Genomic DNA, 6,354 nt, shown 5'->3' on the forward strand with positions numbered 1-6,354 from the left:
GGACCTGCACCGGCAGCTGCTGCAGTCGGAGGCGCAGCTGGCCGAGGCCCGCGAGCGCTACAGCCGCTTCGCCGGCAGCTACAACGCGCTGACCCAGTCGTTTCCGGATGCGATCGCCGCCCGCCTGGGCGGCTACGCGTCCGTGCCCACTAACCTCTGATCCAGGGAGATGACCATGAACGAGAACTTCATCCATCGGCTGGGGCGGATGGCGGCCTGCTCCGCCATTGCCGTGGCCGCACTGAGCGCCTGCGGCGGCGGCGACGGCCCCGCGCCCGCCGACGCGGCGGCCCAGGACACCTCGCGCGCCCGCGCGATGGCCGCCCCCTTGGCCGCGCCCCGCTTCAACTACGCCGAGGCGCTGCAGAAATCGGTGCTGTTCTACGAAGCGCAGCAGTCCGGCAAGCTGCCGGCCTGGAACCGCGTCACCAGCTGGCGCGGCGATTCGCGCCTGTCCGATGGCAGCGACATCGGCCGCGACCTGACCGGCGGCTGGTACGACGCCGGAGACCATGTGAAGTTCGGCTTCCCGATGGCCTTCAGCGCGACCCAGCTCGCCTGGGGCGGGCTGCGCTTCAAGGCCGGCTACCAGGCCGCCGGGCAGTACGACGCGCTGCTCGCCAACCTGCGCTTCGTCAACGACTACTTCATGCGCGCGCACACCGCACCGAACGAGCTGGTGGTGCAGGTGGGCAACGGCGGCACCGACCACAGCTGGTGGGGCCCGGTCGAGGTCTACCCGCTCGCGGCGCCGAGCTACCGGATCACGGCCAGTTGCGGTGGGTCGGACGTGGCGGCCGAGACCGCGGCGGCGATGGCGGCCGCCTCGATGCTGTTCTCGCCCAGCGATCCCACTTATGCGGCGCAACTGCTGACGCATGCGCGGCAGCTCTACACCTTCGCCGACACGGTGCGCGCGAAGTACTCCGACTGTGTCCCCGACGCGGCCAACTACTACAACTCCTGGTCGGGCTACTACGACGAACTGGCCTGGGGCGCCGCCTGGCTGTACCGCGCCACCGGCGAGGCGGCCTACCTGCAGAAGGCCGAGTCGTTCGTGGGCAACTTCGGCACCGAAGGGCAGACCGCCTACCTGCCGTACAAGTGGACGCTGGGCTGGGACAGCAAGCTCGTCGGCGTCTACCTGATGCTGGCCGAGAGCACCGGCAAGGCGCTCTACAAGGACGCGCTGGAGCGCAACCTCGACTACTGGACCACCGGCACCTCGGACGGCCAGCGCGTGACCTACACGCCGGGCGGCCTGGCCTGGCTGGACCAGTGGGGCTCGCTGCGCTATGCGATGAACGAGGCCTTCATCGCGCTCGCCTATGCCGACGTGGTGGGCGACGCGGCAAAGCAGCAGCGGTATCGGGATTTCGCGACGCGCCAGGTCAACTACGTGCTGGGCGACAACCCGCGCCAGGGCAGCTACCTGATCGGCTTCGGCGTCAACCCGCCGCAGCACCCGCACCACCGCACGGCGCACGGCTCGTGGCTGGACAGCCAGGCGACGCCGGCGGCACATCGCCACCTGCTGTACGGCGCGATGGTGGGCGGGCCGGGCGCGAACGATTCGTACAGCGACGACATCGGCAACTACGTGTCGAACGAGGTCGCGACCGACTACAACGCGGCCTTCACCGGCGTGCTGGCGAAGATGAACGAGCTCGCACCCGGCGGCGCGCCGCTCGCGAACTTCCCGCCGCGCGAGGTGGCCACCGAGGACGAGTTCTTCGTCGAGGCCGGCATCAACAGCTCGGGCGGCACCTACACCGAGATCAAGGCGCTGCTGAACAACCGCTCGGGCTGGCCGGCGCGGCATGGCGACAAGCTCTCGCTGCGCTACTACGTCGACCTGAGCGAGGTGATCGCGGCCGGCGTGCCGGCCTCGGCGATCACGCTGAGCACGAACTACTCGCAGGGCGGGGCGGCGAGCGGGCCGTTCCGCTGCGGCACGAGCAACATCTACTACGCCGTCGCGGATTTCACCGGCACCGACATCTACCCGGGCGGCCAGTCGGCACACCGCAAGGAGATCCAGTTCCGCTTCTCGGCGCCCTCCGRCACGGCGTACTGGAACCCGGCGAACGACCCGTCGTATGCGGGGCTGGCGGCCGGCAGCACGGTCAAGTCGCTGGCGATCCCGGTCTACTCGAACGGTGTGAAGGTGTTCGGCAATGAGCCACCGGCATGCGGCGGCAGCCCGGTGACCCCGCCGGCGGCACCGCAGGGTCTCACGGCCACCGGCGGGGCCGGGTCGGTGACGCTCGCGTGGACGGCGGCGGCGAATGCGACGAGCTACTCGGTGAAGCGCTCGGCCAGCGGGGCGGCAGGCAGCTTCAGTGCGGTCGGATCACCGACGGCGACGAGCTACCTCGACACCGGGCTGGCGGCGAACACCACCTGGTGGTACCAGGTGACGGCCGCGAACGCCGGCGGCGAGGGCGCCGCCAGTGCCACGGTGTCGGCCACCACGCAGCAGGGGACGACGCCACCGCCCGGCGCGTGCGCGGTCACGCTGGACATCAGCAACGACTGGGGCGCGGGCCAGGTGATGGCGATCCGGCTGAGCAACACCGGCACGCAGGCGTTGAGCAACTGGCAGCTGTCGTGGACCGAGTCGAGCGACTTCACGGTGACCAACTACTGGAGCAGTGTGGTGACCTCCAGCGCGCGCACCATCACCGTCCGGCCGGTGGACTGGAACGCGACGGTGGCGGCGGGCAGTGCGGTCGACCTCGGGATGCAGCTCGCGTACAGCGGTGCACGGCCGATTCCATCGAACGTGCAGGTCCAGGGGCGCGACTGCAGCATCGCCGTGGTGACGGCGCACTGAGGCAGGCCGATGGTCACGGACGCGGGCCCGGCCGCAGCCGCCCCATCAGCGGGTCGCTGATGCTGTCGTCGCCGTTCTCGACGTGGCCGGCGAAGCGCGCCGCGAACGCCGCATCGCCGTCGACCGTGATCTCCAGCTCGTACCAGCCGCGGCTGCGTTCGAGCGGCCAGTACTTCGCGGTCGACTGGCCCGGCCTGAGCCGGTCGGCCCAGCGATCGTCACCACGCCCGTCACCGCGCCCGTCGCCATACCCGTCGCGCACCCGCAGGCCGACCGCCTGCAGCCCGACGTTCGTGATCGACAGCGTGATGCCCAGGCGCCCCTCGTCGTAGCTCGCGCGGATCAGCAGCTTGCTGCTGTCGGCGCGGACCTTGCCCTTGAAGGCACGCAGGAAGCCGTTCGGCCCGCTGAGCGACAGGTCATACGACGCATCGACCGCCGCCGCCCACGAGGCCGACAGCAAACGCTGGGGCTCGACCGTGAAGTTCCTCGGTGCCTGCGCCGCCTGCCCCGAGCGCACATGGAAGACGGCTGCCGCCTTGCCGGTGTTGCCGAAGCTGAGCTGGAACGATGCCGTCGCGGTGTTCGCCGCGCCTTCGGCATGCAACACATAGGGCAGGGCGCGCGCCGGCCGCACGCCGGGCTCCTGCACCGGCAGCAGCGGCGAGGTCGGCGGCACGATCGCGTAGTCGGGGTGGCGCACCAGGTTCGCAGGCATCAGCCCCGCGGTGCTCGGCAGCCGCACCCGATCCCGGTCCGGGCGCGAGAAATCGAGCGTCGACGTCAGGTCACCGGCCACGGCGCGCCGCCACGGCGTGATGTTGGGCTCGACGAGTTGCGGATGCGCCTTCGCGTGGCGTGCCTCGATGAAGCGGATCAGCGAGGTGTGGTCGAACACCTGCGAGTTGACCCAGCCGCCCTTGCTCCACGGCGAGACCACGAGCATCGGCACCCGCATGCCCAGGCCGTACGGTGCGCTCGGGTGGGCGGCGTCGCCGGCCGGGTAGATCTCGTTGACGGTGTCCACCGTCGACGCGCCTTGCCCGGCAAACGGCGGGGTGGGCGGAACCATGTGGTCGAAGAAGCCGCCTTCCTCGTCGTAGTTGATGAACAGCACCGTCTTGCCGAAGACATCGGGGTTGGAGGCGAGGATGTCGATGACCTGCGAGCTGTACCAGGCGCCGAAATCCGCCGCATGGTTCGGGTGCTCGCTGAAGGCCTCCGGCGCGACGATCCACGACACCGCCGGCAGGCGGCCGTTGCGCACGTCCTCGCGCAGCGTGTCGAACAGGCGCGCCGGATCGCGGTTCAGCGCGTTGATCTGCGTGCCGGTGCGCGCCGCGACGGCCAGCGGCGATCCCTCGGGCGCGTTCTGGTACTGGTGGAAGTACAGCAGCGCGTTGTCGCCGTAGTTGCCGATGTAGGGGTCCGAGGTCCAGCCCCAGAAGCCCGCGGCATTCAGGCCGGTGCCGACGTCCTGGTAGACCTTCCAGCCGATGCCGGCCTGCGTCAACCGCTCCGGGAACGTCGTCCAGTCGTAGCCGGCTTCCGCATTGGTGATGACCGGCCCGCCTTGCCGGCMGTCGTTGCCGAGCCAGCCGCTCCACAGGTGATAGCGGTTCGGGTCGGTCGGCCCGAGCACCGAGCAGTGGTAGGCATCGCAGACGGTGAAGGCATCGGCCAGCGCGTAGTGGAAGGGGATGTCGCGGCGCGTGTGGTAGGTCATCGTCACCGCGCCCTTGTGGGGCACCCACTGGTCGCAGCGGCCGCCGTTCCACGCGGCATGCGTGTCGTTCCAGCCGTGCGGCGGATCCGGCAGGAAGGTCTGCCCGACATCGGCCACCGGCGGGCGGAACGGCAGCAGCGTGCCGGTCGCGGTCGGCTGGTACCAGACGGGCTGGCCCGACGGCAGCGTCACGGCCCGTGGGTCGGCGAAGCCGCGCACGCCGCGCAGCGTGCCGAACAGGTGGTCGAACGAGCGGTTCTCCTGCATCAGGATGACGATGTGCTCGACGTCCTCGATCGTGCCTGTGCGGTGATGGGCCGGCACGGCCAGTGCATTCGCGATGCTGCCTGGCAACGCGCCGCCCAGGCCGCCGGCGCCGATGAGTTTGAGGACGTCGCGTCGATGCAGGTCTGTCATGGGGTGGTCTCCTGAAGGGACCACCACCGTATGCGGCGAGCATGACTGCACGATGTCGTGCCGCGTGACGGTGGGATGACAAACGCCTGGATAGTCCCGTCGACGGCGCAGGCCGCTTCGCATTCGGGACAGGCGCTTCGGCACGCGCGGAAATGTGACAGCGACGCCCGAAGACAGTGCGTCCATTCGATCACTCACCCGTGCCACCCCATGTCGATGCCGACCYTCCCGAAGCCGACCGCCACGACCAGCCGCGCGCCCTCGGTCAGAACCCAGCCCGATCACCCTGATCAGCCCGACGCGAGGACCCGCTCGTCCACGCGCCCACTCGACGGCGACCGGCCGTCGATCACGCGTCCGCCGCGCACCCGGGCGGGCACGCGTCCGCGCCAGGATGGCAACCTGGGCGCGTTGGGCACGCTCGGGGCTGCACCGCCAGAGGTGCGTCTCGCGCGCAACCTGCCCGATTTCGAACGCAAGCTCGCGGCGCAACGTGCACTCATGCCGGGCGAAGCGCAGTTGGGCGCCGCGGCGAAACTCGTCAACGAGGTGCGCCACAACCCGCTCGCGCCGCGCCCCGACGGCAGCACCACGCCGTCACACGACCAGCTGGCGCAGTTGCTCTCGCCCGCGGTGCTGCGCGACTTCCAGAAGAACGTGCTGCAACTCTCCGACGCGAAGATCCAAGCGATGGACGACATGGCCACCCAGGGCGGGCGCTGCATCCCCAGCAGCGGCTCGCTGTTCCAGGCGGTGCTGTACGGCGCGATCCCGTTCGCGGCGCTGGAGAGCACGCCGACCAAGGTGCTGGGCGGCAGCGTCGCGGCGCTGGCGGCACAGCCCTTCGTGACGGCGGGCCTGCAGACATCGATCGTCTCGGCCATCACCGTGATGCGGCAGAAGGGTGGGCCGATGGGCAAGATGCCCGGCAACCTCAAGGCCAATACGACCTTGCAGCAGATCGAGGCCGACCTCGTGCAGCTGAAGGACCTGGCGCAGAAGGATGCCGCCGCGATGGGTGCGATGCTGCAGGAGCTTGCCGCGAAACACCCGGCGCACGCGTTGCCGACGAGCCCGGCCCCCACTGAAGAACAGCTGCAGGACTTCCTGCGCGCGTTGACCCCCGACGAACACCAGGGCCTGCAAAAGATCCAGAACGACCAGACCGCACGCGCCGTGCAAGCGGCCGGGCTCGTGCTGGACGGCCTGCGCCTCGAAGGCATGCAGAAGCGCCAGAAGAACTCGACGAACGCGCAGGTGTTCTGGCGCACCTTGCGCGGCCTGAGCGGCATCCTGGCGCCTGCCATGCAGGCCAGGCATGTGCCGGCCGCGGCCATCACCGGCGTGTCGGTCGCGATCGCGCTCGGTGCGCTGC

Annotated in this window: 4 protein-coding genes; 3 read left to right on the forward strand and 1 reads right to left on the reverse strand. The window is 70.1% G+C overall.

Features of this window, described 5'->3' with window-relative positions; translation table 11 throughout:
* Positions 1–4: 4 nt before the first annotated feature.
* Positions 5–160: a LemA family protein gene (locus AC1D12_RS21325; protein WP_477842707.1), complete on the forward strand. Its 156-nt coding sequence runs from the start codon at positions 5–7 to the stop codon at positions 158–160.
* Positions 161–175: 15 nt separating this feature from the next.
* On the forward strand, positions 176–2,836 hold the full coding sequence (locus AC1D12_RS21330) for a glycoside hydrolase family 9 protein (protein ID WP_477842701.1): 2,661 nt from the start codon (positions 176–178) through the stop codon (positions 2,834–2,836).
* Between the two features lie 13 nt (positions 2,837–2,849).
* Here the strand turns inward: AC1D12_RS21330 and AC1D12_RS21335 are convergent, their stop codons facing one another.
* The gene (locus tag AC1D12_RS21335; RefSeq protein WP_477842703.1) at positions 2,850–4,979 is read right to left on the reverse strand and encodes a phosphocholine-specific phospholipase C; all 2,130 of its coding nucleotides are present in this window, start codon (positions 4,977–4,979) and stop codon (positions 2,850–2,852) included.
* A 210-nt stretch (positions 4,980–5,189) separates the two neighbouring features.
* Between AC1D12_RS21335 and AC1D12_RS21340 the strand changes: the two genes are divergently transcribed.
* Positions 5,190–6,354 (forward strand): hypothetical protein (locus tag AC1D12_RS21340; RefSeq protein WP_477842705.1); only part of this gene is annotated, 1,165 nt, incomplete at its 3' end.

This window comes from Rhizobacter sp. P1_G5 (genome assembly GCF_056405435.1).